Origin of the sequence: Roseobacter sp. GAI101 (assembly GCF_000156335.1) — a bacterium.
GTDB lineage: Bacteria > Pseudomonadota > Alphaproteobacteria > Rhodobacterales > Rhodobacteraceae > Sulfitobacter.
This window is the reverse complement of record NZ_DS999216.1, coordinates 123,007-145,382: the sequence shown is the minus strand read 5'-3', so window position 1 is coordinate 145,382 and position 22,376 is coordinate 123,007. Positions and strand designations below refer to the sequence as shown.

Here is a 22,376-nt window from a genome sequence, read left to right as displayed (position 1 = left end):
GTTGCAGGTCAAGTGCCTGTCACCATAAGACCTATTATCAGAGATTCCGAAGGCCGAGTTCCAACGCGTCGAATACCGCCCGGCAAACTGCGGTTGCCCGCAGATCCTCGTGCATGACAAGCCAAATGCCAGAGGAGGCAGAGATGTCAGGCAACACCCGCACAAGGGAGGGGGTGCGCCTTGCAAGTGGCTCCTGGCAGGGCCCGATGCCAAATCCTGCCTTAATTGCGGCATACTGGGCGATGTTGCTGTCGGTGCGAAGCGCAAATGCTGCCTGACTCAGGGCCGGATATCGTTGCGCAAGCGCACGCGCCGCCGCAGTCTGGGTATCGAAACCGATGAGATCGTGATCCAGCAGCTCTGCCATGGACACTGGAACCCCTCGCCGCGCGAGATAGTCACGGTGCGCGTAAAGACCGACTTCGAGATCCCGTAGACGCTGGGTCACCAGTGACAGCTGCTTCGGCTCCGTCATGCGGATCGCGATGTCGGCTTGTCGCTGCAAAAGATCCTCTACGAAGTTTGACAGGCTCAAGTCGATCTCGAGCGCCGGATGCGCGCGGCGGATGGTTGCCAGGATTGGGGGAAGGTACTCGGTCCCGACGACCTCGGTGGCGCTGATCCGAACTGTACCCGCGACTTCGCTGGTCCGCGATGCTGCCCGCTTGATGGCCGCCGAACTCGCCGTGAGGATGTCGACATGGGGCCGTATCCGTTCAGCCGCCTCGGTCGGGGACATACCGCGATGCGTGCGCAGGAACAGCTTTGATCCGAGGGCGGCTTCCAACAGATCAATATGCCGAGACACGCTGGGCTGTGTCATCCCCAGTAGACGACCTGCCCCAGAGAGCGAGCCGCTGTCGAGCACGGCAGCAAAGGTTCGGTACAGCGTCCAGTCGGGATCCGAGTTCATCGGTTTACGTATAGCTACCATACGTCTTTCCGCAATTATAAATTAGGCTAAGGAGGCTTATTTTTACCTCGGCATCCGGCAAACGAAGCGGAATCCGATCATTGACCTACGCCGAACCCTGTGGGCCCCGGCCGAGATATAAAAGGAACAAGAGATGAAGCTGTATCAAGTCGACTGGGCTCTCTACCCGCGCCGCATAGCGATTTACCTTGTGGAGAAGGGGATCGACAGCGTCGAACCGGTCAATTTCGATGTCATGAAAGTCTGGCCAGACCCCGTAGTGAAAGAGCTTAGTCCAATGGGCACTCTGCCGATACTCGACATCGGGACGGGCCAGATGATCAGGAGCTCGTCCGCGATTCTTGGCTATCTGGAAGACCGTTTCCCCACCCTGGACATGATCGGGCCAACACCGGAAGCCCGTGCAAGGACACGCGAGTTGATGGAAGTCGCAGACGACCTGAGCGCGCAACTCGTCCTCTGGGCAAAAGGTGCAAGCCCGCTTTTCACTCGAAATGGCGCACAAGACCTGAAGGCAGCGACGACAGCTGCCAATGCATATCATGACCGGCTGGCGTTGATGGAGCGATTGATAGGCGAAACGGACGGCCCTTATGCAGCAGGCCCCCAGATCACCATGGCGGACTGTGCGCTGATGGCGATTTTGCAGTTCGCCCAGCAGGTATATTCGGTGCCGATTCCCAGCTTCTGTCCACGGCTGCTCGCCTGGCACGAGGTATTCTCCAAGCGACCAAGTGCGGCGCTTCCGACCTACCCCAAGCCCGTGCTCGAATTGTCGCGCGGGCTACCGTCCATCTGTCCTCCAGCCACTGTTGCAAGCCCGTAGGTATAGGCGCGATAAGTATCCGCCTGAGCGGAACTCACCTCCACTGTTGTTTTAAGGCTCGAGCCCGACTTTAGCCGCACGCTTCACGAACGGCTGGCGTCGGACAGAAACTTGTGGTCACAATGTGCGGGCCAGAAACAGTCGTTTTTGGTAGCGTGGTCCAGAGTGCTGGGTGTCAAATTCGAAGCGTGAAAAAGTAGTCGTTCCGAGACTGCCCGTCGATCCGAATGCTGTCAGAAGGAGTTGCGACAAGCTCGAATCCCTGCCTTTAGTAAAAGGCGATTGCGCGTTGATTTTCCGTATCAACGAACAACTCTAATTGAGATGGCTCTGTCGCAAACTTTTGAGTTTCCAGATGGTCAAAGGTCCGGGGTAAGTGGACATAGGTTCTGTCGCAAATATTTCTGGGAGTAGGGTTTATCCCATTGTCCAGACACACTTATCCTGCGAGTGCGGCGAACTGCTGAAATACGGAGAGCTTCGTCGTCCCAAGCTGGCCCTTGCGGATCATGTGCGCGGTCTCGATACCGGCCAATGTCGCCGTAGCCGCCTCGACGGATTTGAAACCTTTCATCGGGCGGGTGATCTTCTTGATGAACCGATGGTCCTGCTCGATCAGATTGTTCAGGTACTTCACCTGCAACACCTCGATCAGCCAGTACCAGCCGTGCAGAATCAGCTCGATATTCATGTTGTCGAGCCCGGCTTTGTTGGCGCCACTTTTGTCGATCACCACTTTGTCGGGCCAGCCATTGTTAACGATGGTCTGGCGAAAGAAACGCGTCGCTGCCGCCTCGTCACGGGTCTCGGAGAGCATAAAATCAAGGGTTTGGCCTTGTTTATCGAGCGCCCGGTACAGATACATCCACTGACCCTTAACCTTGATATAGGTCTCGTCCATTCTCCATGACCGGCCAGTCCGGGTCTTACGTTTCTGGGCCTCCGAAGCGATCTGAGAGGCATATTTGACAACCCAGCGGTTCAGCGTGGCATGATCGACATGCACGCCACGATCAGCCAGGATTTCTTCGAGATCGCGGTACGATACGGCGTAGCGCACGTAGAAAAAGACCGCATACAGGATCACGTCGTTCGGATAGTGACTGCCCTTGAAGCTGATCATATTGTCCCGCAGTCTCTCTCAGAGTCGACTGACCGCTTAACGCCTCGCGTCATTGGACGGAAGAGAGCGAAAAGTTTGCGACAGAACCCGCACGGTGGCGGCATCAGATCCAAACGACGGGTCTGGCTGATCCCGCCCTACAGGGTCGTCCAAAAGGGACAGGGAAATTGGCACCCCACGTTGGCTTTTTCAAATAGTTGATCGTGCAAGAGTTTTGTCGACGTCCAACATGGTCGAACGATAGCAAAATAACGGCGCGGCGGGAATCCCACGCGAGCGTTCATCACCGTTTTATCCCGCCTTGAGCGGTGTCCAGCTGCGCTGCGGCACACGCCAATCGATCCCTTCCAGCAGCATCGCCAATTGGGCAGCGGTCAGGGCGATCTTGCCCCCTTTCGCCGATGGCCACACGAACCGACCCTTCTCCAAGCGCTTGCTGAACAGGCAGGCACCTTGTCCGGCCCACCAAATGATTTTGATGAGATCACCGCGACGACCACGAAAGACGAACAGGTGCCTGGTGAATGGATCCTGCTTCAGCGTTTGTTCGGCCTGCGCCGCCAGCGTCGTGAACCCGCGCCGCATGTCGATCACACCAGCGGCCAGCCAGACACGCGTGTTCGCGGGGACAGGGATCATGCTGATAGCCCACGGATCAGCCGAGCCAGTGCTTCGGGGTCGTAGCCACCGATGATCCTCAGGCGGTGACCGCCCGCGATGTCGATCTCAATCGCGCTGTGTGCGGGATTGGCGTCCGGCGCCGGGGCTGTGTCTTTGTGCTGGGCCCAGTCCACAATCTCCACAGGAAGAAAACATGCCGCCTCAGCAACTTCGTCTTCAATGATCTCAGGACACGGTGCAAACTTGGGATCACGCAGCCATTTGTGGATCAGGTTGGTGTTCATCGCGTACCGCCGCGCAACCTGCGCAACCGATACCCCCGGCGCGCATGTTTGCGCACAGATCGACACCTTCTCCTCGTCCGACCAGAACCGCTTCTTCTGACCCTTCTTGTCCGCCATATCCGTCCTCAAGATGTCCACTATCAATGGTGGACACTATCAACACACTCTATGACGCGTCAGAGCAGCGAGGCCGGACGCTTACGATCAAAGAACACCTGTGGAATGGAAACTTGCATGACGGCCACGTGGCCATCGATGCCCTGGTCATGGATCTTGACGAGATTGAAACGGACTACGCCAGCATCAAGGCCCTGCGAAAAGCTGCTAATGAATTCCAGACCTACATTGCCAACAATGCTTGGATGATCCCCAACTACGCAGAGCGGCGGCGCTATGGCGAGCGTGTGTCCACAGGTTTTGTGGAAAGCACCGTCAACACCGTCGTGGGAAAACGCTTCTGCAAACGCCAGCAAATGCGCTGGTCAAAGACTGGAGCTCACCTCATGCTGCAAACCCGTACCCGCACGCTAGACGGCACACTGCGTGCGAAGTTCCAGCAATGGTATCCGGGTATGAAATCAGATGAAAAAACCAAGATGGCCGCCTAGCCCCAAGCTTTGGGGTGCTCTCCAACCCGGCTTCGCGCAATTTGCCGCACTCGCTGGATAAGTGTGTCCGACGGCGGGGCTACCTTCGGATCAGCGGAAACTTTGCGACACTACCTTTCGAAGTCAGCTATGCTGAATTTTCCGCAAAAATTCCTTGGTGCGGTCATTCTCAGGGTAATCGAAAAAGGTGTCGGGAGTGCCTCCTTCGACAATCTGGCCTTTGTCCATGAAGATGACGCGATCCGCGACGGTCCGGGCAAATCCCATTTCATGGGTGACGACGATCATCGTCATACCGCTTTTGGCCAGAGCAATCATCACATCTAGAACTTCTTGCACCATCTCGGGGTCTAGCGCTGAAGTTGGTTCGTCAAACAGCATAACCTTGGGCTGCATGCAAAGCGCGCGGGCTATCGCGACGCGCTGCTGTTGGCCCCCGGAAAGTTGCTCGGGATAATAATCGGCGCGGTTGGCGATATGGACCCGCTCAAGCAATGCCATAGATCGTTCCCGCACTGTGGCCTTTTCCTGATTGCGGACCAAACGCGGGGCCATCATCACGTTTTGGAGCACATTCAGATGCGGGAACAAGTTAAACTGCTGAAAGACCATGCCAACCTCGCCCCTGTAATCTCCGATATTTCGGCAGTCGGTTTCGAGGTCGTGCCCCGCAACACGGATCTTGCCTTTGCTGCGCGCCTCCAGACCGCTGATACAACGGATCAGTGTCGATTTCCCCGAGCCGGACGGGCCACAGAGGACGATCTTTTCCCCCTTCTCGACTGACAGGTTAACATTGTCGAGAACTCTGACTGTTCCATAGAACTTTTCGAGTCCCTGCACGTCGATCATGTATATGTTGTTCTGCACGAAAAATCTCCGTTGAAAGTATTAGCTAGTCTCGGTTGCTGAACTAGGGATGGCTGTGGCGCGTTCGATGCCACGAAAGAGTTGGCTGAGGGCAAGGCCGATCACCAGATAGATGATGCCCGCGACAGTAAAGACCTCGAACGGCGCATAGGTTTTGGAAACAAAGGCGCGCGCAGCTCCGGTCATTTCCATTACGGTCACCGCACTGGCCAGCGCGCTGCCTTTCATCACGAGAATGATCTCGTTGCCCGTCACCGGCAGCACGTTGCGGTACACTTGCGGCAGGGTGATGCGGGTCAGGGCGTGGAAACCGCTCATGCCAAGAACCCGCGCCGCCTCAAGTTGGCCGACGGGGATTTGGCGCAGTCCGCCCCGCAGGAGTTCCGCTGAGTAGGCCCCCGAGTTCAATCCAACCGCGAGGATCGCACAGTTGAGGGGCTCGCGAAGGATTGGCCAGAACACGCTATTGCGGATCGCATCAACTTCACCCATCCCAAAGTAGATGATGAAGAGCTGGACAAGAAGCGGGCTGCCTCGAATGAAGAATATCCAGGTCTTGACCGGCCAGCGTAACAGACGCGATCGCGCTCGTGCCAATAGCGCCAGGGGCAAGGCAACGATCTGGCCCAGCAGAAAAGCGCAGAAGGTGATCAGAAGGGTCAGCCACAGACCCTTGAGGACTATTGGAATGGCAGTGAGGAAAATTTCAAAGGACATGTTCCGACCTCAGCTTTGTTTACCTGACGACAGGCGCAGTTCGGCCTGACGCAGTAAAAAGGTAGAGATGCCTGTGATTGCGACGTAGATCAGCGCCGCCAGTAGATAGAAAACCATGGGTTCACGTGTGGCACCTGCAGCTATGACCGAGTGGCGCATCAGCTCTTCGAGTCCGACCACAGAGACCAGCGCACTTTCCTTCAGCGAGATCAGCCATTGGTTTCCGATGCCGGGCAGGGCGCGCATAAGCATTTGCGGAAAAATGATCCGCGAAAATACCTGGTGCCGCTTCAGACCCAGCACCTGTCCGGCCTCACGCTGTCCGGCTGGAATGCTAATCAGGGCGGCGCGCAGGATCTCTAGCAGATAGGCAAAGGCCACTGCCGCCAGCGCGGCGATACCTGCGCTGAGGGCATCAACCTCAAAGTAGGACCCGCTAATCGTGCTTAAAACTACGGTCCCTCCATAGAACACCATGAAGATAACCAGCAGTTCCGGTACCCCACGCACGATCTGGACGTAACCGCCGAGAAACATTCGCACTAGCTTTGGCCCCGACATGATTAGGGGCACCGCGAGAATGGCGACCAGCATCGCGATCAAAAAGCTTCCGAGCGAGACAAGGAGCGTCAACTTTAGGCCCGCAGCAAACTGCGGCAGGTAGGGCCAAATCATATCTAACAAGTACAACTTTCCTTTAAGGGGTGGGGATTATGGTCCTGGCCCGGCCGCGTGATCGTCACCTCGAACCTGAGGGTGGGGCATTGGCACGCTGAACCGCTTGGGCTGACAAAGCGTCGAAGAAATCGGACGCGAACCTGATCATCCGCTCAAACTGATCAATTATAATGTTCTCATTAGGGGAATGCAGCATGGCCCCGTGATGGGTCAGTCCGGCACCGAACAGTGTAGCCCCGAAGTCACGCACAAAGGGCTGGGCGAGGCCCGAAGCTGGAGAGCTGGGTTGCAACACTGGCGATACGCCAAAATGCCGCTCCAGCAGCTCACAGCCCAGCGTAACCGCCCAATGGTCACTCGGGCTACGCACAGCTTCAACCTCGGCGTCCAGAATGGTCAATTCGATATCTTCAAATCCCAAACGATCCAAATGTGCACGTAGAAGATCGGCGATACGTCGCGGGTCTTGGTCAGGCACCAGGCGGAAATCCAGCTTGGCGCTGCCCTGCGCCGGGAGTACCGACTTGGCCCCTTCGCCATCATAGCCGCCGTGGAAACCGTTTACGTTAAGACATGGCGCAAGATTCAAGCGTTCGTAGAAATTGCCTTCCTTCACGCCCTTCAGAACGTTCTTAACACCAGTCGCGTCCATCATGCTGTCAAGTGTGAAGGGCGGCTTGTCGACCAGCTGTTTTGTTAGGTCATCCGGTGGTGCGATCTCATCGTAGAAACCCTCAATCAGTACCCGGCCGTCGGCATTACGCAGCGAGGCAATGGCGGCGCTCAAGCGCCAGAGCGGGTTATCGGCAATCGCGCCATAGCTGGAATGCAGATCAGCGCGCGCGGTCGTACAAGCTAGTTCGACCGCCAGGATGCCTTTGAAACCCATCAGCACGACCGGGCGGCCCGAGCTGTCGATCTCTCCGAATTCCCACCAGCACAGATCGGCGCGCAAATAGGGGAAGCGCTTTTTCAGGAAATCGGCCAAGGATGGATTGCCGACCTCTTCTTCACCATCCACGATCCAGATCAGTCGGAAAGGCAAAAGGCCCGGCTGCTCTGCGCGGAAGGCGTTCCAGCCAGCGAGACGGCTGACGAATTCACCTTTGTCATCGGCCGCGCCGCGCCCAAAGAGCCGCCCCTCGCGTTCGGTCAGGGCAAAGGGCGGCGAAAGCCATTCCGCCACCGGCTCTTCAGGTTGGACATCATAGTGATTGTAAATGATGAGCGTGAACTCGCCCGCGCCAGTTTCACCTATCACGAAGGGGCCAACGGCACCGGGGTGAACCTCGGTGCGCAGACCGGCCGTTTCCAACAGATTGGCAACCTGTGCCGCGCAAGCGTCCAGTGATTGCCGACGGGCGCTGACCGATGGGATCGCCACCAGATCGGTCAGAATCTGCCGTGCCTGAGCCAGAGTTTCGTCAGTTACAGACATAGAACAATCCTTGGAGCGCTTGCCTCCAACAGAGATCACTTCGGAGACTGATCATAGCCGAACCATTTTTCCGAAATGGTCTTGATCGTGCCGTCCTTGAGCATTTCGGCAACAGCATCGTTCACCCGGTTTTGAAGCACAGTATTACCCTTTGCCAGCGCAACGGCCTGTCCTTTTCCGAATTCTTCGAAATCCACGCCGGTGAGCTTCGGTCCGGCATAGACAAGCACGCCGCCCTTCTCGGAATCCATCAAGGGTTCAGCGGCAGAGCGTTCCATCACACCGGCGTCGATGCGACCAGAGAGGATGTCACTCATCACCTGATCGGGACGCTCATAGAGCCGCACATTGGCATTTGCAAAATGGGCGCGGATCACCTGCTCATGTGTGGTGCCACCTTGCGCACCGATCACCCCCGAACTCAGCGCGGCTATCAGATCTTCCTTTGACTTTGCGGCGGCGGCTGGATTGTCGGCCAAAACGATAAATGAGTTCGGTGCATCTGCATAGGGAGCGGAGAAATCGACGCTCTTCGAGCGCTCCTCGTTGATCGAAATACCCGAAATAATCACGTCAAAGCGCCCGACTTGCAGCCCCGGCAACAGCCCATCAAAGGATTGGTTCTGCCAGGTACAGGTCGCGGCGATACGCTTACAAATTTCGTCGCCGATATCACGATCAAAGCCGAAAATCTCGTTGTTGGCATCAACCGCTTCCCAGGGCGGATAATCCGCGCTGGTGCCAATCCGAAGGTCTTCCGCAGAGGCGGTGGTGGCAAGCAAAGCAAGCAGCGCCGAGGATATCAAAGTTCTCATTTTTCTAATCTTCCATGTTGTTGTACAAACCAAAGCCGTTCGAACCCGCGACCGCTACGAGTTTTCATGCAGTCACGACGCGTTGGGCGGCAAGGAACCGCGACATACGACCAAGACCTTCGCGCAGATGGTGTTCGTTGTTCGCAAAGCCGATGCGTACATAACCTTCCATGCTCATCGCGCTGCCAGGAGTTAGCATCACGCCAGTTTCCTTCAGCAGGTTCAAACAGAACTCGCGGGAGGTGATCGGCAGGTCGTATTTAAGCAGACCGATAGTGCCGGATTGCGGTTTTATCCAGGAGATCAACGGTTCCTGCTCGACCCACTCCGCCACGATGGCCAAGTTGGTGCGGGTGATCGCCCGGCTGCGCGCCAGGATTTTGTCGCGGTTTTCCAGCGCGATGCAGGCGAAGTGGTCGTCGAGCATACCAACGCTGATCGTGTTGTAATCGCGGTGGATTGATACAGCTTGAATCAGTTCGAGAGGCGCGACGATCCAGCCCAGACGAAGACCCGCCAAAGAATAGGATTTCGACATGCTGCTAGTGCTGATACCCTTTTCGTAAAGATCGGCCAGCGATACAGTTTCACCATCACCATTTTGATCGGTGCCACGATAGACCTCGTCACACAGAATCCAGGCATCGACGCTGCGCGCGATCTCGACGATCTTTTTAAGATATGCTCGATCCATCAGCGCGCCGGTGGGGTTGTTAGGGTTGTTGATGACGATCAGCTTAGTGCCAGGTGTGGCCAGCTCTTGCAGCTTCGCCAGATCAGGCAGGAAGCTGGTCTCTTCTGTTAGACGTAGAACTTGGGTGTCCGCGCCAATGCTTTCGGGAATCGAATAGTGCTGCTGATAGGTCGGCAGAACTGAGATAACTCGGTCGCCGCGCTCGACTAGGGTCTTGTGAGCTAACGCATTTGCCCCGATGGCACCATGGGTGATGGTCACGTTTTCCGGCTGCTGATTCTTGTAAAGTCCGGCGACCAGCTTGCGCAGGCGCGGGCTGCCTTCGATGGCACCATAGGTGAGCTTCATCGGCAGCAGTTCGGACAGGATGACGTCCTTCTTGTCGGCCATGTCCAGAAGTTGACCGACGGTCAGTGACTCAACACAGGTTTCAGCGAGGTTCAGCTCACATTTTGTCTCGAATTCGTTCATCCAGATTTCGACAGCGAAGGGGCTAATTTTCATGATATGTTCCTTGGGATGTGGATCAATTGCGGAGTGCAGAGAGGACGGCATAGGCCGCCGCGACATCTTCAAGTCCCAAGCCTATCGAACGAAAGAAGGCAGGCCGCTGCCAACTGGGCGCGGGGGCCTCGCCACGCATCAACTCGGGCAGATCGCCGCGGATCTGCGCGGCATCCCAACCGGCAGCGGCGGCCAGTTTCATTTCTCCTGCCGAAGTTGGGGTTGCGCCGCGATAATCGCAATAGACATCCAGATCGTGCAACAATGCCGGGTCGATCTCGTGCGCGTTGGAGACATTGGTGCTGATCGAGGTAATGAGGGTGGTCGAGGCCAGCGCCGCCGCGTCGATGACTGGCTCGCCCGACGAGGTGCAGAGCATCACCACATCCGCCCCGGCAGAAGCCAGATCGGCGTTGTCATAGATATGGACGGGAATGCCCTTGACCTCTTTCGGCAGATCTTCCCGCGACAGAGCATTGGGAGAAGCAAGGCGCAACTCGCTCCAGTTACGGATGCCTGCGGCATAGCGCAGGTGGGCCATCCCAACTGCCCCGGTTCCGACAATAGTCAGGACACGGGAATCCGGGCGAGCCAACTTTTCCGCCGCGATGATGGTGGTGGCGGCGGTCCGCTCGGTCGTCAGGCGCTTTGAATCGCACAGAAGCAGAGGCTGACCCGTCTTCATGGACATCAGGACCGTCCAGGCAGTTACCAAAGCGTCTCCGCCGCTCGGAATATATGGCGAGAGCTTTGCACCGAATACACCATCGTCCGCCAGCACCCCAAGATAAGTGATGAAATCGCCAGCGTCGTCCGGAAACAGGCTTATCGTTTGCGGGGGCTGCATGGCGCGACCGTAGGCCTGGGATAAGAACATACGCTCAAGGCACCCCCGGATGTCGAGTGTGTCGAGCAGGTTGACGATCTGATCGTCCGTTATGATATGTGGATCCGCCACTCTGTCCCCTTGCACTGCAATCTTTACTACATGCACCTGATCTGCGCGGGAGCGCGTCTGTGCTTGCGTTGGAATGGTATGTAACGCAGATTTGTTATATTAGAGGTAGTATATGAGCAATATATTGCGCAGTCAAGATGCGCCAGCAATTTTATCGCATGTGTCAGAGAATCTGAAGGTGCACCGACTCGCTGCACGGCTGAGCCAATCCGCTCTGGCCGAGGCTTCTGGCATCAGCCGCCGAATGATCGTTGCGGTCGAGACCGGGGACGCGAACATCAGCCTATCCAGCCTCGACAAGTTGGCGGCTGCCTTGGGGCTTACCTTCACTGATCTGATTCGGGATCCGTCCCAGCCGTCGCGGAACGAGGTGAATGAGGTGATGTGGCGCGGCGCGCACCCGGAAAGCCAGTCTATGTTGCTCGCGTCCGCGCGCGCATCGAGCGAGGTTCAGCTCTGGTTGTGGGCTTTGGCACCTGGCGAAGTCTATCCAGCTGAACCTGATCAGTCTGGTTGGCATGAAATGATCTATGTGATCGAGGGAACGCTGACACTGACGCTGTCTGGACAGTCTCAAGACTATCCAGTGGGCAGCTTTGCGGCCTATCGCAGCGATCAACCCTATTCCTATGCCAATCAGGGGCAGGTCCGGCTGAAGTTTGTCCGCAACGTGGTGTCTTGAACGCGTCGATGGGCGCACCGCTGTCCGACTAATCGCCTAAGAGTCAACCGCATCGCGCTTTGTCGCTTCATAAAAGGCTTGACGAGGGCCGGTGGGATCAGCCGAATCTCCTGGCCCAGCTTGCCGGTCTCGCGGCCCCATACCTGGGAACTTCCGCCGGCTTCCGTTGCGACCACGCAAGTCGGCAGCTGGCTGAAAAACTCCAGTACCGGTGCACACCGCAACTTCTTGTTCAGAACCGCGCGACCCGCATCGTCTGCGCCGTGAATGTGAAACACATTCGTTGCTAGATCGTGTCCTACCGTGATACCTCTGACATGTTCGCCTCACAAATTGAACCATTGCGATCGCATGTTGGCACAATTGATGCCGTTGGGTGGGGGCATCCACCGCAACAGTTCACACAAAGTGGGTGCGTCAAAGAAACTCTCGGCGCACTTTTGTCGCATTGTGTTCTGCGCAGAAACGCAGAATACAAAAATGATGACCAACTCTCGCTTTTATAACGTTCTGGCATTTGTGCTAGCTTTCGTGCCGTTCAGTGTGACCGCCTTTACCGGTACGATCGCGCAATCGCGTCGGGCGCGCAGCGTTGCGGACTTGGTGCTGGTTGACCCTTCGGCACTGCAAATTTCTCCCAATATAAGTTACCGCGATGTGATACGCATCCGTGGCTTTGATTTCTTCACCTACAGAATGACTTTGGATGGGCTAAGTCTAGTGCTTTCCAAGCTGCGGGTGCTGACCGAGATCGGGGAGCGGGTCGAGCTGCACAAAGGGCCGGACACATTTGTAAACGGCGTGGCCACTGGCCAAACTGTGGGCGGTAGCATCAACAACGTGCCAAAGCGGGTGGATGATCAACGTATCCGCTATCTGACGCAGACCGACGGCTCGAATTCAGATCAACGCAAAACGTGCTCGATAGCAACTATTGGGCCTCCGCCGCAAATGGAGAGGCCACTGGGATCTCGCGGGGGGGGGGGGGGGACTGCGCAGCCTTTCAATCTCTGCCGGGTTCTCATTCTGAGCGGAATCGATCTAACTAAGGAACAAAAGTATGAACAGACGTGAATTCAACGCTTCTCTTGTTGCCGCAACCGCAGCAGGCATATTTGCAACACAGCAGGCAACGGCTCAAACCAGTGCTCAGATATCGCAACGCGAACGGCCTATTTATAATATGGTGATCTATCCTAATATGGTGCTTCAGGATCTGGTAGGACCAATGACGGCATTTAACCTGACGATGGGCGAGATCCGCCTGATCTGGAAAGATCGCACGCCCGTCGCTACAGATGTGGGCATCCCGATTACCGCCACACATACGTTTGCCGATTGCCCCCGTAACGGAAATGTTCTGTTCGTTCCCGGTGGTCTTGCTGGCACCACGCAGATGATGGAAGATTCCGATATGCTGTCGTTCCTGCGCGAGATAGCTGGGAAGGTCGACTACACCACATCGGTCTGTACGGGGGGGCTGATCCTCGGGGCGGCCGGGTTGCTTAAGGCTCGCCGCGCAACGACCCACTGGTATGTACACGACATCCTGCCGCTGCTTGGGGCGATACCGATTGAAGCGCGGGTTGTCGAAGACGGCAACCTGATTACAGGCGGAGCGTCACAGCGGGTCTAGATTTCGGCATGACCATCGCTGCGCGTATTCGCGGCGATGACTGGGCGCGCAAGATAATGCTGACGCTTGAATATGACCCCGAACCGCCTTTTGTGGGAGACACCAAAGACGCGGGGCCGACGATGTGGAGGCTGTGCTGGGCAGCCGCGCACCGCGCATTGCGCAGCACGGGAAGCTGCCATCAGGCGCAAGAGAAACTCTAGAGCGTGTCGGGTGTCTGACTTCAGCAGCGCTGGGACGGATTTGAGGATTGAATAACAGAGGATTTCTGGTTCATCTCATCGATTAGGACATCGAGATGACGAAGAAACCGCAAACATCGAAAGACGCCGTCAAGCAGGTGGTTAAAAAAATCCGGCGCAAAGCCGGGCAAACCTATTCAGTTGAGGAAAAGGTCCGCTTTATATTGGCGCGCCTGCGAGGCGAGGAAAGCATCTCGGTGCTTTGTCGCCGGGAAGGTAACGCTGAGAGCTTGTATTACAGCTGGTCGAAAGAGTTCCTTGAAGCTGGTAAGCGCCGGTTCTCAGGTGACACGGCGCGTCAGGCTGAAGTGCTCCCCATTCCTTGGACAGGATCTGGCGCTTTTTAAGCACTGATTTGCTCCTGCTGATCGGGTTGCGTTGCTTCGATTTGTAGTGAGTAGACCACTGCCGGTGGCCGACCGCCAAGCGCTTTGTGCGGGCGGCGATGATTGTACAACTGAACGCCAGAACACCCACGTTGCCGACCGGCGCGAGGTTCCTTATCCATGGCATCCCTGGTTTGGCAGATCGGTCTATGTCCATTCTGTGATCGACAAGCCCGGCGATGCAGTGTTTCGGTGCAATTTCACCGGCCGCCGGTCGGACCGGCTTCTGGAAGTTCCCATATGGATGTTTGACCGGGCAGCATGTGCTTCCTGCCGCCGTTCTGGTTCTGCGCATGTAGGCCTTGAGGCTCTCGAGGGGCTGGTTTCCGATGCAGCTTTTATTCCGCTCAAAAAATCCGACTCCCCATCACGCGGTGAGGTAATCCCCCCGTTTTTACGGGGACTTGGTCGTAGAATTTACGCGGCCATTCTCAGTTTCTGGGCGGGGGTCATCCCGCCGTTACCCATGTTGGGGCGCTCGTTGTTGTAAGACCAGAGCCACTCGGTGGCAATCTGTTGCACCTCGTCGATGCTACCGAAGATATGAAGGTCCAGCCATTCGTTCCGGACCGTTCGGTTGTAGCGTTCGACATAGGCGTTCTGCTGTGGCTTTCCGGGCTGGATATGGGCCAGGGCGATGCCCTTGTGCTCTGCCCATTCCATAAGGGTGCCGCTGATGTACTCCGGGCCGTTATCGACCCGGATCCTCTTTGGCGCGCCGCGCCATTCGATGATCTGGTTCAGCGCCCTGACGACGCGTTCCGCGGGTAGCGAGAAGTCGACCTCGATGCCCAAGCCCTCACGGTTGAAGTCGTCCAGGACATTCAGCAGCCGGAACTGGCGACCGTCCCCGAGGCGATCTGCCATGAAGTCCATGGACCAGACTTCGTTCGGCTGTTCTGGCACGACCAACTCGTCCGGCTTCTCCCGTTTCAGTCGTTTGCGCGGCTTGATCCGCAGGTTCAGCTCCAGCTCGCGGTAGATCCGGTAGACCCGCTTGTGGTTCCAGCCATGGCCCTGGACATTGCGCAGGTAGAGAAAACATAGGCCGAAGCCTGAGGTCTTCTTCGCCTTCGTCAGCCCAAGCAGCAGGTCGGAGATCTGCTCGTTCTCATCGTCCAGCTTCGGGCTGTATCGGTAGCAGGTCTCGCTGACGTCAAACGCCCGACATGCCAGCGCGATGCTGACGCCCTTCATCGCCACCGCTTTCACGGCCAACTCCCGGCGTTGAGCTGGCCGCTTCATTTTTTTCCGAGGGCCTCCTTCAGGAGGTCATTTTGCATGCTGACGTCTGCATACATGCGCTTCAGGCGACGGTTCTCCTCGGCCATCGCCTTCATCTCGGAAATCAGGCTCGCATCCATCCCACCGTACTTCGCACGCCATTTGTACAGCGTCGCACTGCTCATGCCATGTTCGCGGCACAGCTCGGCAGCGGGCACTCCGCCCTCCATCTGGCGCAGCACTGCCATGATCTGGGCTTCTGTGAATCGTGTCTTCTTCATCGGAATCTCCTCGTTCATCCTGCCGAGAAAATTCTACTTCCGCATCCCCCTAAGATCGGGGGGGATTACCCATTGGCTGTGGCGCGCAATTGACGCGAATGGCGAGGTTCTCGATATACTTGTGCAAACGCGGAGAAGCGGAAAGGCAGCAAAGCGGTTTTTCAAAGGGCTGATCACTCAGTTCGGCGCGCCGAGGGTCGTGATCACGGATAAATTACGCAGCTACATCAAGCCGATCAAAACGCTGGCACCGAACGCTGACCACCGCGCCCACAAGGGATTGAATAACGCCATCGAAGGATCGCACCGGCCAACCCGCGAGCGGGAGAAGTTATTCGGCAGGTTCAAGTCTCACCGGCAAGCACAGAGATTTCTGACCGCACACGACCCGATCAACCTGATCTTCCGTCCCCGCCGTCACAGACTCACTGCAACATCATACCGCCACGCTCGCGGCGACGCGTTCAGCCTCTGGGCCGATTACACTGCCGAAATGGCGGCGTGATCGACCGATCACCAGAGCTTTAAAAGCCACGGTCAACAACTTGGCAATCCCCATTCTAACTTTGCGGCTACAATAGCTGTGGCAGCAATCTATCTTCTGGAACTTTCTCGCATATCGTGAGGTCGGCAACGGCTCTGTTTCTTAAAGTCGCGCAGATGGCAGGCATCTGACGTCTGCATTTATCTCGGAGTAGAACCGCCGCCAGAATTAATCCCACTTGATGTCACTCAATGAGGATGCTCACTGCATCACATGTCTGGTACGATTAACGCGAAAGCCTGAAAAGGCGTTTTGCAGTGCATGCAGGCATCTTGCAGAGCGCAGCGACGGCACGTTACGCAAGACCTTCCGCAGACAAGGCGACCGTAACCGAGGGAACGTTTAGCAAATTTGTGGCGTAAGTGCCGAGCCGTTCCGGTACGTCTATACCCATCATCCTTGCCCAAGAAAGCATGACGAAGAGATAGGCGTCCGCGATCGTCAGATCCTTACCGATCAGATATTGATTTTCACCGAGTTGGCTTTCCAGCGTGGCGAACCGTCTTGCGAGCATCTCCTTGGCCTTGTTCTTTTCATCCTCGCCTGAGCCAGCGGAGAAGAATGGTCGAAAGTTCGCATGAAGTTCCGTTGTCATAAACTCCGTTGCCTCGACTGTTCGCCAACGGGCGTCCCCCTCCTTGGCAAGCAACTTTCCCGAGTACTCCGCGATGTACATGAGGATGGCGAGGCTTTCTGTCAGAATAGTTCCGTCTTCCAACTCCAACGCCGGCGTGTAGCCTTTCGGATTTATCCTGTTGAAATCCCTTCCGTCGCTGGTTTTCTTGTCGCGATCCACGCTAACGAAAGTAAAGGGAAGCCCCGACTCGATCAATGCGATGTGTGATGCTTGGCTGCAGCCACCGTTCGCTCCATACAGTTTCATTCTGGTCTCCTATTTCGCTCGCCGAGATAACTACCCGGTTTGTGTTGATGACCTGATCCAGTTATGAGACTGTAAGTGTCTTGCCAAGGACGCATTTTTTTAGGATTAAGTCATATGAATCTGACTACTTCGATGGAAGATCTGCCCAGTTGTGGCCCTGTCGGTGAAGTTCTCTCGCGCATAGGAGACAAGTGGACAGTTCAGGTCGTGGTGTCACTTCGTGATAAACCGCGGCGGTTCAATGACGTCAAGCGCTACGTGACAGGGATATCTCAGCAAATGCTGACGCGCACACTTAGAGGTCTGGAGCGTGACGGCTTGGTAGAGCGTACGGTTTTCCCGACGAACCCGCCTCAGGTCGAGTATGCCCTCACCTCACTAGGAGTGTCGCTCTCTGAACCTTTGGGGCTCCTTGCAAATTGGGCACGGACCCACATAGCGCAGATACATGACCAGCGTCTGAAATTTGATGAGAGAACAAGTAATTGAATAGTCCGGAGACTTGTAGACGCCTTCTTTCCAAATTTTGAGGTAAGGAGAGCGCTATGGGCAAATTTAATTTCACCAACGATTTCAAGCGTGACGCCGTGCGTCAACTCACCCAGTGAAGCTATCCGGTTGCGAAAGTTTCGCAGCGGCTCGGGCTCAGCCAGCATTCGCTCTACAGGTGAAATAAGATGCTTGCCGTATGGAATGCCAAGGGCGGGAATGGGACCGAGAAGATCAGGCAGTTACAGAAAAAAGTGGCTCGCGTCACCAGGAGCGAGACATCTTTAAATTGAAGCCGGCAATAGATGCAGTGTAAGCAAGATTTTCGATGCGCATTGACGGCTGCAGCACCACTGTTTCGCATCGTATCGGAAGGAATATCGGGAGCTACAAGACCGCTGTGGTTTTGGAGAAGTTGAACGGTAGCAGGTCGCCGATGTCGGCCGCTGCGGCGGTCCCGGTAGGGACGAAGGTTGCCCATCGCCCCGAGGCCAGATCCGTACGTGGGGCACTACCATATACGGTATTGCCAAGTTGTTGACAGGGTTTGGTAGAGGTATGTCTGCCTCATGAACCTTCCAATCGATTTGCCGCCCCTGAAGGGCTTCCGCTACCCACGTGAAATCATCGCGTTCGCTGTCTGGGCGTATCACCGGTTAGCCCTGAGCACGGCTGATGTTGAAGACCTATTGGCTGCTCGGGGTGTGATTGTCAGCCGGGAGGCGATCCGACTGTGGGTTAATCGCTTTGGGTCGCATTTTGCAGATTGCATCCGCCGCGAACGTCCGCGGCCGAACGACAAGTGGCACATGGATGAGGTCGTGATCACGATCCGGGGCAAGAAGCATTGGCTGTGGCGCGCGATCGACGCAGATGGAGACGTTCTCGATATTCTCGTGCAGACACGTCGGAATGCCAAAGCAGCAAAGCGCTTTTTCCAAAGATTGGTTTCACAGTTTGGCGAGCCGAGGGTGGTCATAACCGACAAATTGCGCAGCTATATCAAGCCGGTCAAAACACAGGCTCCGAACGCTGACCACCGGGCCCACAAAGGCCTAAACAACGCGATAGAAGTTTCGCATCGGCCAACCCGCAAACGAGAGAAAATAATGGGACGGTTCAAGTCTCACCGGCAGGCACAGAGGTTTCTACCCGCGCACGACCAGATCAACCTCATTTTCCGTCCCCGGCGCTATCAACTCACAGCAACCTCATACCGCCACGCCCGCAACGATGCGTTCAGCCTCTGGGCCCATTACACCGCTGAGATGACTGCGTGATCCACGCCTTTCACAGGGAAGCACAATCTGCTGTCGACAACTTGGCAATACCCCGCGCTGAGATGCTTGTTCTCGGTGATCGCCGCGTGCGTGACGCGCTGGTCCTTGTCGAAGACGGAGTAGGGCAGTGAGACACCTTGCCAGCGGAACTCCAGACGGCCATCCGGGAAGGCGTAGCTGTCGACGTATTTGCCCGCGAGGCGACGCGTGATTTCATTCTCCGTCAAGATGATCCGCTGCCGCTCAAAGGAGAACGCCAGCTGCGTGCCGACATAGCGTTCGTCGCGCAAGCAAAAGACATCGCGCAACCGGCCCGGTTCGATATTCATGGGCCTGTGCAGGTTGTCAGGACGGCGCGGAATCTTTGCAAACCGGGCATTATACCGCGTCATGAAGCCGGGCAGGAAGGCATTGGCAGCCACCATGTCAGAGATCCCGGCCAGCCGGAGCTCCTTGACCAACCGGTCTTGCAGCGTCCGATTGGCCCGTTCGACGCGACCCTTGGCCTGAGAGCTGTTGGCGCACAGAATCTCAATGTTTAATTCATTCATGGCACGACCGAATTGGGTCATCCCGTGACCCGTTTTGGCTCCTTGCTGGGCCACACGGAACACAGAGTGCTTGTCGGAATAGAATGCGACCGGTTTGCCGTGTGCCGTAAGGTACAGATCCAGTGCCTCGAAATAGCTGAACGTGCTTTCCGAGGTCACAAACCGCAGTTGCATCAGCGTGCTGGTCGCGTCATCGATGAACACCAACAGCGTGCAAGCGGGCCCACGATCTTCGAACCAGCGATGATCAGAGCCGTCGATCTGGATCAACTCGCCCAGACATTCCCGGCGGAGCCGCGGCTGGTGGAACGTGCGCCGCTGCTTGCGCGACAACCAGATTCCGGCGTCTTGCATCCACTTCCGCAGCGTCTCGCGCGAGACCTTCAGATCGTGGTCTTCTGCTAACTTCTCGGCAGCGAATGTGGGCCCAAAATCGCTATACTTCTCTCTGACCAACGTCACGGCGAACTCACGCACCGCTGGGTCAATCCCATTGTTGGATTTACGACCACGCGCCTTGTGCCGGATGGCACAAGGACCTCCAGTCTGAAAATCCTTCAGCAACCTGTGGACCTGTCGTCGGCTCAGGCCCAGCACGTTCGCAGCTGTCACGGCCGTCATCGCGCCGCGTGTCACTTGGCTCAGTACTTCAATGCGGTTCAGTTCGCGCTCGCTCATGATCATCAATCCCACGGCCACACTCCAATCCTGCTTGATCGACAGGGAAGTGTGACACTTCTACTTTGCAGATGTGAGACATTCTAACTTTGCGCTGTGAACTCATGGTGAAGTGCAGTTCTTGATATCTCGTTTTACTCCAACCGGTTCTGTATTTGGTATTGCCAAGTTGTTGACAGGGTTTGGTAGAGGTATGTCTGCCTCATGAACCTTCCAATCGATTTGCCGCCCCTGAAGGGCTTCCGCTACCCACGTGAAATCATCGCGCTCGCTGTCTGGGCGTATCACCGGTTAGCCCTGAGCACGGCTGATGTTGAAGACCTATTGGCTGCTCGGGGTGTGATTGTCAGCCGGGAGGCGATCCGACTGTGGGTTAATCGCTTTGGGTCGCATTTTGCAGATTGCATCCGCCGCGAACGTCCGCGGCCGAACGACAAGTGGCACATGGATGAGGTCGTGATCACGATCCGGGGCAAGAAGCATTGGCTGTGGCGCGCGATCGACGCAGATGGAGACGTTCTCGATATTCTCGTGCAGACACGTCGGAATGCCAAAGCAGCAAAGCGCTTTTTCCAAAGATTGGTTTCACAGTTTGGCGAGCCGAGGGTGGTCATAACCGACAAATTGCGCAGCTATATCAAGCCGGTCAAAACACAGGCTCCGAACGCTGACCACCGGGCCCACAAAGGCCTAAACAACGCGATAGAAGTTTCGCATCGGCCAACCCGCAAACGAGAGAAAATAATGGGACGGTTCAAGTCTCACCGGCAGGCACAGAGGTTTCTATCCGCGCACGACCAGATCAACCTCATTTTCCGTCCCCGGCGCTATCAACTCACAGCAACCTCATACCGCCACGCCCGCAACGATGCGTTCAGCCTCTGGGCCGATTACACCGCTGAGATGACTGCGTGATCCACGCCTTTCACAGGGAAGCACAATCTGCTGTCGACAACTTGGCAATACCGAACAGGGCATTGGACGTAAATCACACATTCATTCTCGAGATTGTCTCGAAAGTGACGGTTACCTTTTTCATTCAGTATGTCGCAGGCGAGCGATGTCCGAGACTGTCTGATAAAATGGAATTAGCCATGATGCTGCAATTCGGTATGGTGGTATGAGTACCAGTGGGCACGGTGGCTGGTTGCACGCCGAGAGTAGCGCCCGCTGGAGGATCGGGCCGAGAGCTTCGTCGTCTCCGGACGATAGAGTGTGATGGTGTGCGCTTCGTTTGCATAAAGGAAAGAGCGATACTTCGAGCTAGAAGCGGTAAACTGTTCACGGTTATCGATACTCATGGGCCAACAGCCGAGCGGGGCGCATTGCGAAGTCATTATTAACATAAACCTTATTATGCGATGTTTGGATGTACGCGGGTGGATTCACAAACGAAGTGCAAATTCTTTACCAAAACAGAGAGTTGCACGGAGGATGAAGAATGGGAACCCACTACTGTCACCTGAAGCTGGACGAACGTCGCAAGCTTGCAAAGTGGCTTGAAGCCAAAATGCCGATTTCAGAGATCGCGGATCGACTGGGTCGCGACCCGTCCACGATCTACCGAGACATTAAGCGTAATCGGTACACGGACGACGAACTCCCTGAGCTAAATGGGTATCACGCGCTCGTCGCTCAGGACAAATATGAGCAGCGCCGCGCGATCCATCGCAAGATGATCATTCACCCTGATTTGAAAGCCGCGATCGAAGACCGCCTGAAGGCTGGCTGGTCCCCCGAACAGATCGCCGGCCGGATGCGGCTCGAACGGCACCCGATCCGCGTGAGCCACGAGACGATCTATCGCTTTGCCTATTCCAAAGACGGTCGCGAGGAACAGTTCTACCGCCATCTCCCTGAGCATCGCCGTCGCCGCCGACCGCGTGGTTACCGCAGGCACAACAGAACCCACATATTCGACGTTCAAAGCCTGTCACACAGGCCTGAGCGCGTCTCAGAACGCTTGGAATTCGGCCATTGGGAGTGCGACTTGATGATGTTCCGCAAGGAGCATGGGAAGGTAAACGTGACGTCATTGGTCGAGCGCGTCAGCCGCTATGCCGTCGTGATGCGTAATGAAGATCGCCAATCCAAACCGATCATGGAGTCCCTGATCAACGGGTTGGCTCCCCTGCCCGCCGACGCGCGCCAGTCTATCACCTTTGATCGCGGCACCGAGTTTTCGGCATGGAAGCATCTCAAGGCCGGGATCGGTGCGGATGCCTGGTTCTGTGACCCGCAAGCGCCCTATCAGAAAGGCAGTGTTGAGAATACGAACAACAGGCTGCGCCGATACCTGCCAAGATCAACCGCACCGACGGCGCTGACAAATCGATATTTGAGGTCGATTTGCCACCGCCTCAACGCAACGCCGCGCAAGTGCCTTGGCTACCGGACGCCCGCTGAGGTCTTTGAAAGCAACCTGATGGA

Annotated in this window: 22 protein-coding genes and 5 pseudogenes; 12 read left to right on the top strand and 15 right to left on the bottom strand. The window is 56.3% G+C overall.

The window, feature by feature from the left end:
• Positions 1-37 precede the first annotated feature (37 nt).
• Positions 38-934, bottom strand: coding sequence for a LysR family transcriptional regulator (locus RGAI101_RS21050; RefSeq protein WP_198133766.1), 897 nt, complete (start codon positions 932-934; stop codon positions 38-40).
• A 133-nt stretch (positions 935-1,067) separates the two neighbouring features.
• Between RGAI101_RS21050 and RGAI101_RS21045 the strand changes: the two genes are divergently transcribed.
• Positions 1,068-1,760, top strand: a complete 693-nt coding sequence (locus RGAI101_RS21045; RefSeq protein WP_008230185.1) for a glutathione S-transferase family protein — start codon at positions 1,068-1,070, stop codon at positions 1,758-1,760.
• 439 nt (positions 1,761-2,199) lie between these two features.
• Here the strand turns inward: RGAI101_RS21045 and RGAI101_RS21040 are convergent, their stop codons facing one another.
• From RGAI101_RS21040 to tnpA, 3 genes are all read right to left on the bottom strand, one after another.
• Positions 2,200-2,883 (bottom strand): IS6 family transposase, encoded by a 684-nt coding sequence (locus tag RGAI101_RS21040; protein WP_008230260.1) that lies wholly within the window; start codon positions 2,881-2,883, stop codon positions 2,200-2,202.
• 291 nt (positions 2,884-3,174) lie between these two features.
• Positions 3,175-3,522 (bottom strand): IS66 family insertion sequence element accessory protein TnpB, encoded by a 348-nt coding sequence (gene tnpB, locus RGAI101_RS21035; protein ID WP_008230213.1) that lies wholly within the window; start codon positions 3,520-3,522, stop codon positions 3,175-3,177.
• The gene (gene tnpA, locus RGAI101_RS21030) at positions 3,519-3,905 is read right to left on the bottom strand and encodes an IS66-like element accessory protein TnpA (protein ID WP_008230324.1); all 387 of its coding nucleotides are present in this window, start codon (positions 3,903-3,905) and stop codon (positions 3,519-3,521) included. Before tnpA ends, tnpB begins: the two co-directional genes overlap by 4 nt.
• Before the next feature lie 86 nt (positions 3,906-3,991).
• Between tnpA and RGAI101_RS21025 the strand changes: the two are divergent.
• A pseudogene (locus RGAI101_RS21025) lies at positions 3,992-4,396 on the top strand (ISKra4 family transposase); the annotation flags it as partial.
• Between the two features lie 123 nt (positions 4,397-4,519).
• Here RGAI101_RS21025 and RGAI101_RS21020 read toward each other — a convergent pair.
• The 7 genes from RGAI101_RS21020 to RGAI101_RS20990 form a co-directional block, all read right to left on the bottom strand.
• Positions 4,520-5,248 (bottom strand): amino acid ABC transporter ATP-binding protein, encoded by a 729-nt coding sequence (locus RGAI101_RS21020; RefSeq protein WP_050763285.1) that lies wholly within the window; start codon positions 5,246-5,248, stop codon positions 4,520-4,522.
• A 39-nt stretch (positions 5,249-5,287) separates the two neighbouring features.
• On the bottom strand, positions 5,288-5,983 hold the full coding sequence (locus tag RGAI101_RS21015) for an ABC transporter permease (protein WP_008230219.1): 696 nt from the start codon (positions 5,981-5,983) through the stop codon (positions 5,288-5,290).
• Positions 5,984-5,992: 9 nt separating this feature from the next.
• Positions 5,993-6,658: an ABC transporter permease subunit gene (locus RGAI101_RS21010; protein ID WP_008230292.1), complete on the bottom strand. Its 666-nt coding sequence runs from the start codon at positions 6,656-6,658 to the stop codon at positions 5,993-5,995.
• A 64-nt stretch (positions 6,659-6,722) separates the two neighbouring features.
• Positions 6,723-8,099 carry a M20/M25/M40 family metallo-hydrolase gene (locus RGAI101_RS21005; RefSeq protein ID WP_008230322.1) on the bottom strand — a complete coding sequence of 459 codons (1,377 nt, stop codon included), beginning with the start codon at positions 8,097-8,099 and terminating at the stop codon, positions 6,723-6,725.
• Positions 8,100-8,134: 35 nt separating this feature from the next.
• Positions 8,135-8,914, bottom strand: a complete 780-nt coding sequence (locus RGAI101_RS21000; RefSeq protein WP_008230199.1) for a transporter substrate-binding domain-containing protein — start codon at positions 8,912-8,914, stop codon at positions 8,135-8,137.
• A gap of 64 nt (positions 8,915-8,978) precedes the next feature.
• On the bottom strand, positions 8,979-10,112 hold the full coding sequence (locus RGAI101_RS20995; protein WP_037230604.1) for an aminotransferase: 1,134 nt from the start codon (positions 10,110-10,112) through the stop codon (positions 8,979-8,981).
• Between the two features lie 22 nt (positions 10,113-10,134).
• Complete coding sequence (locus RGAI101_RS20990; RefSeq protein WP_008230234.1) at positions 10,135-11,070, bottom strand: ornithine cyclodeaminase family protein; 936 nt, start codon at positions 11,068-11,070, stop codon at positions 10,135-10,137.
• Positions 11,071-11,248: 178 nt separating this feature from the next.
• Here RGAI101_RS20990 and RGAI101_RS20985 point away from each other — a divergent pair, with 178 nt between their 5' ends.
• The gene (locus RGAI101_RS20985; protein ID WP_198133764.1) at positions 11,249-11,752 is read left to right on the top strand and encodes a helix-turn-helix domain-containing protein; all 504 of its coding nucleotides are present in this window, start codon (positions 11,249-11,251) and stop codon (positions 11,750-11,752) included.
• Positions 11,753-11,811: 59 nt separating this feature from the next.
• On the opposite strand, the pseudogene RGAI101_RS22530 reads toward RGAI101_RS20985, so the two are convergent.
• Positions 11,812-12,060 (bottom strand): annotated as a pseudogene (locus RGAI101_RS22530) (IS110 family transposase); the annotation flags it as partial.
• A 43-nt stretch (positions 12,061-12,103) separates the two neighbouring features.
• Between RGAI101_RS22530 and RGAI101_RS20980 the strand changes: the two are divergent.
• The 4 genes and pseudogenes from RGAI101_RS20980 to RGAI101_RS20970 form a co-directional block, all read left to right on the top strand.
• Entirely contained in the window at positions 12,104-12,826 is a 723-nt protein-coding gene (locus tag RGAI101_RS20980; RefSeq protein WP_157044783.1) for a TonB-dependent receptor plug domain-containing protein, read from the top strand.
• Positions 12,813-13,388, top strand: coding sequence for a DJ-1/PfpI family protein (locus RGAI101_RS20975; protein ID WP_008230230.1), 576 nt, complete (start codon positions 12,813-12,815; stop codon positions 13,386-13,388). Before RGAI101_RS20980 ends, RGAI101_RS20975 begins: the two co-directional genes overlap by 14 nt.
• Positions 13,389-13,396: 8 nt before the next feature.
• Positions 13,397-13,591 (top strand): hypothetical protein, encoded by a 195-nt coding sequence (locus RGAI101_RS21425; protein WP_008230302.1) that lies wholly within the window; start codon positions 13,397-13,399, stop codon positions 13,589-13,591.
• A 95-nt stretch (positions 13,592-13,686) separates the two neighbouring features.
• Positions 13,687-13,935: pseudogene (locus RGAI101_RS20970) on the top strand (IS3 family transposase); the annotation flags it as partial.
• 498 nt (positions 13,936-14,433) lie between these two features.
• On the opposite strand, the gene RGAI101_RS20965 reads toward RGAI101_RS20970, so the two are convergent.
• A protein-coding gene (locus RGAI101_RS20965) for an IS3 family transposase (protein ID WP_085980081.1) occupies positions 14,434-15,521 on the bottom strand; the annotation gives its coding sequence in 2 pieces (ribosomal slippage) (positions 14,434-15,260 and positions 15,260-15,521; 1,089 coding nt in all).
• A 43-nt stretch (positions 15,522-15,564) separates the two neighbouring features.
• Between RGAI101_RS20965 and RGAI101_RS20955 the strand changes: the two are divergent.
• Positions 15,565-16,026: pseudogene (locus tag RGAI101_RS20955) on the top strand (IS6 family transposase); the annotation flags it as partial.
• 334 nt (positions 16,027-16,360) lie between these two features.
• On the opposite strand, the gene RGAI101_RS20950 reads toward RGAI101_RS20955, so the two are convergent.
• Positions 16,361-16,948, bottom strand: a complete 588-nt coding sequence (locus RGAI101_RS20950; protein WP_037230600.1) for a glutathione S-transferase N-terminal domain-containing protein — start codon at positions 16,946-16,948, stop codon at positions 16,361-16,363.
• 114 nt (positions 16,949-17,062) lie between these two features.
• Between RGAI101_RS20950 and RGAI101_RS20945 the strand changes: the two genes are divergently transcribed.
• Together RGAI101_RS20945 and RGAI101_RS20940 are read left to right on the top strand one after the other, a co-directional pair.
• On the top strand, positions 17,063-17,437 hold the full coding sequence (locus RGAI101_RS20945) for a winged helix-turn-helix transcriptional regulator (protein WP_037230598.1): 375 nt from the start codon (positions 17,063-17,065) through the stop codon (positions 17,435-17,437).
• 569 nt (positions 17,438-18,006) lie between these two features.
• Complete coding sequence (locus RGAI101_RS20940; protein ID WP_008230274.1) at positions 18,007-18,717, top strand: IS6 family transposase; 711 nt, start codon at positions 18,007-18,009, stop codon at positions 18,715-18,717.
• A 59-nt stretch (positions 18,718-18,776) separates the two neighbouring features.
• Here the strand turns inward: RGAI101_RS20940 and RGAI101_RS20935 are convergent.
• Positions 18,777-19,961 (bottom strand): annotated as a pseudogene (locus tag RGAI101_RS20935) (ISNCY family transposase); the annotation flags it as partial.
• 189 nt (positions 19,962-20,150) lie between these two features.
• Between RGAI101_RS20935 and RGAI101_RS20930 the strand changes: the two are divergent.
• Both RGAI101_RS20930 and RGAI101_RS20920 read left to right on the top strand, forming a co-directional pair.
• Positions 20,151-20,861: an IS6 family transposase gene (locus RGAI101_RS20930; RefSeq protein WP_008230163.1), complete on the top strand. Its 711-nt coding sequence runs from the start codon at positions 20,151-20,153 to the stop codon at positions 20,859-20,861.
• Positions 20,862-21,387: 526 nt separating this feature from the next.
• On the top strand, positions 21,388-22,376 hold a 989-nt coding region (locus tag RGAI101_RS20920), incomplete at its 3' end, for an IS30 family transposase (protein ID WP_037230594.1).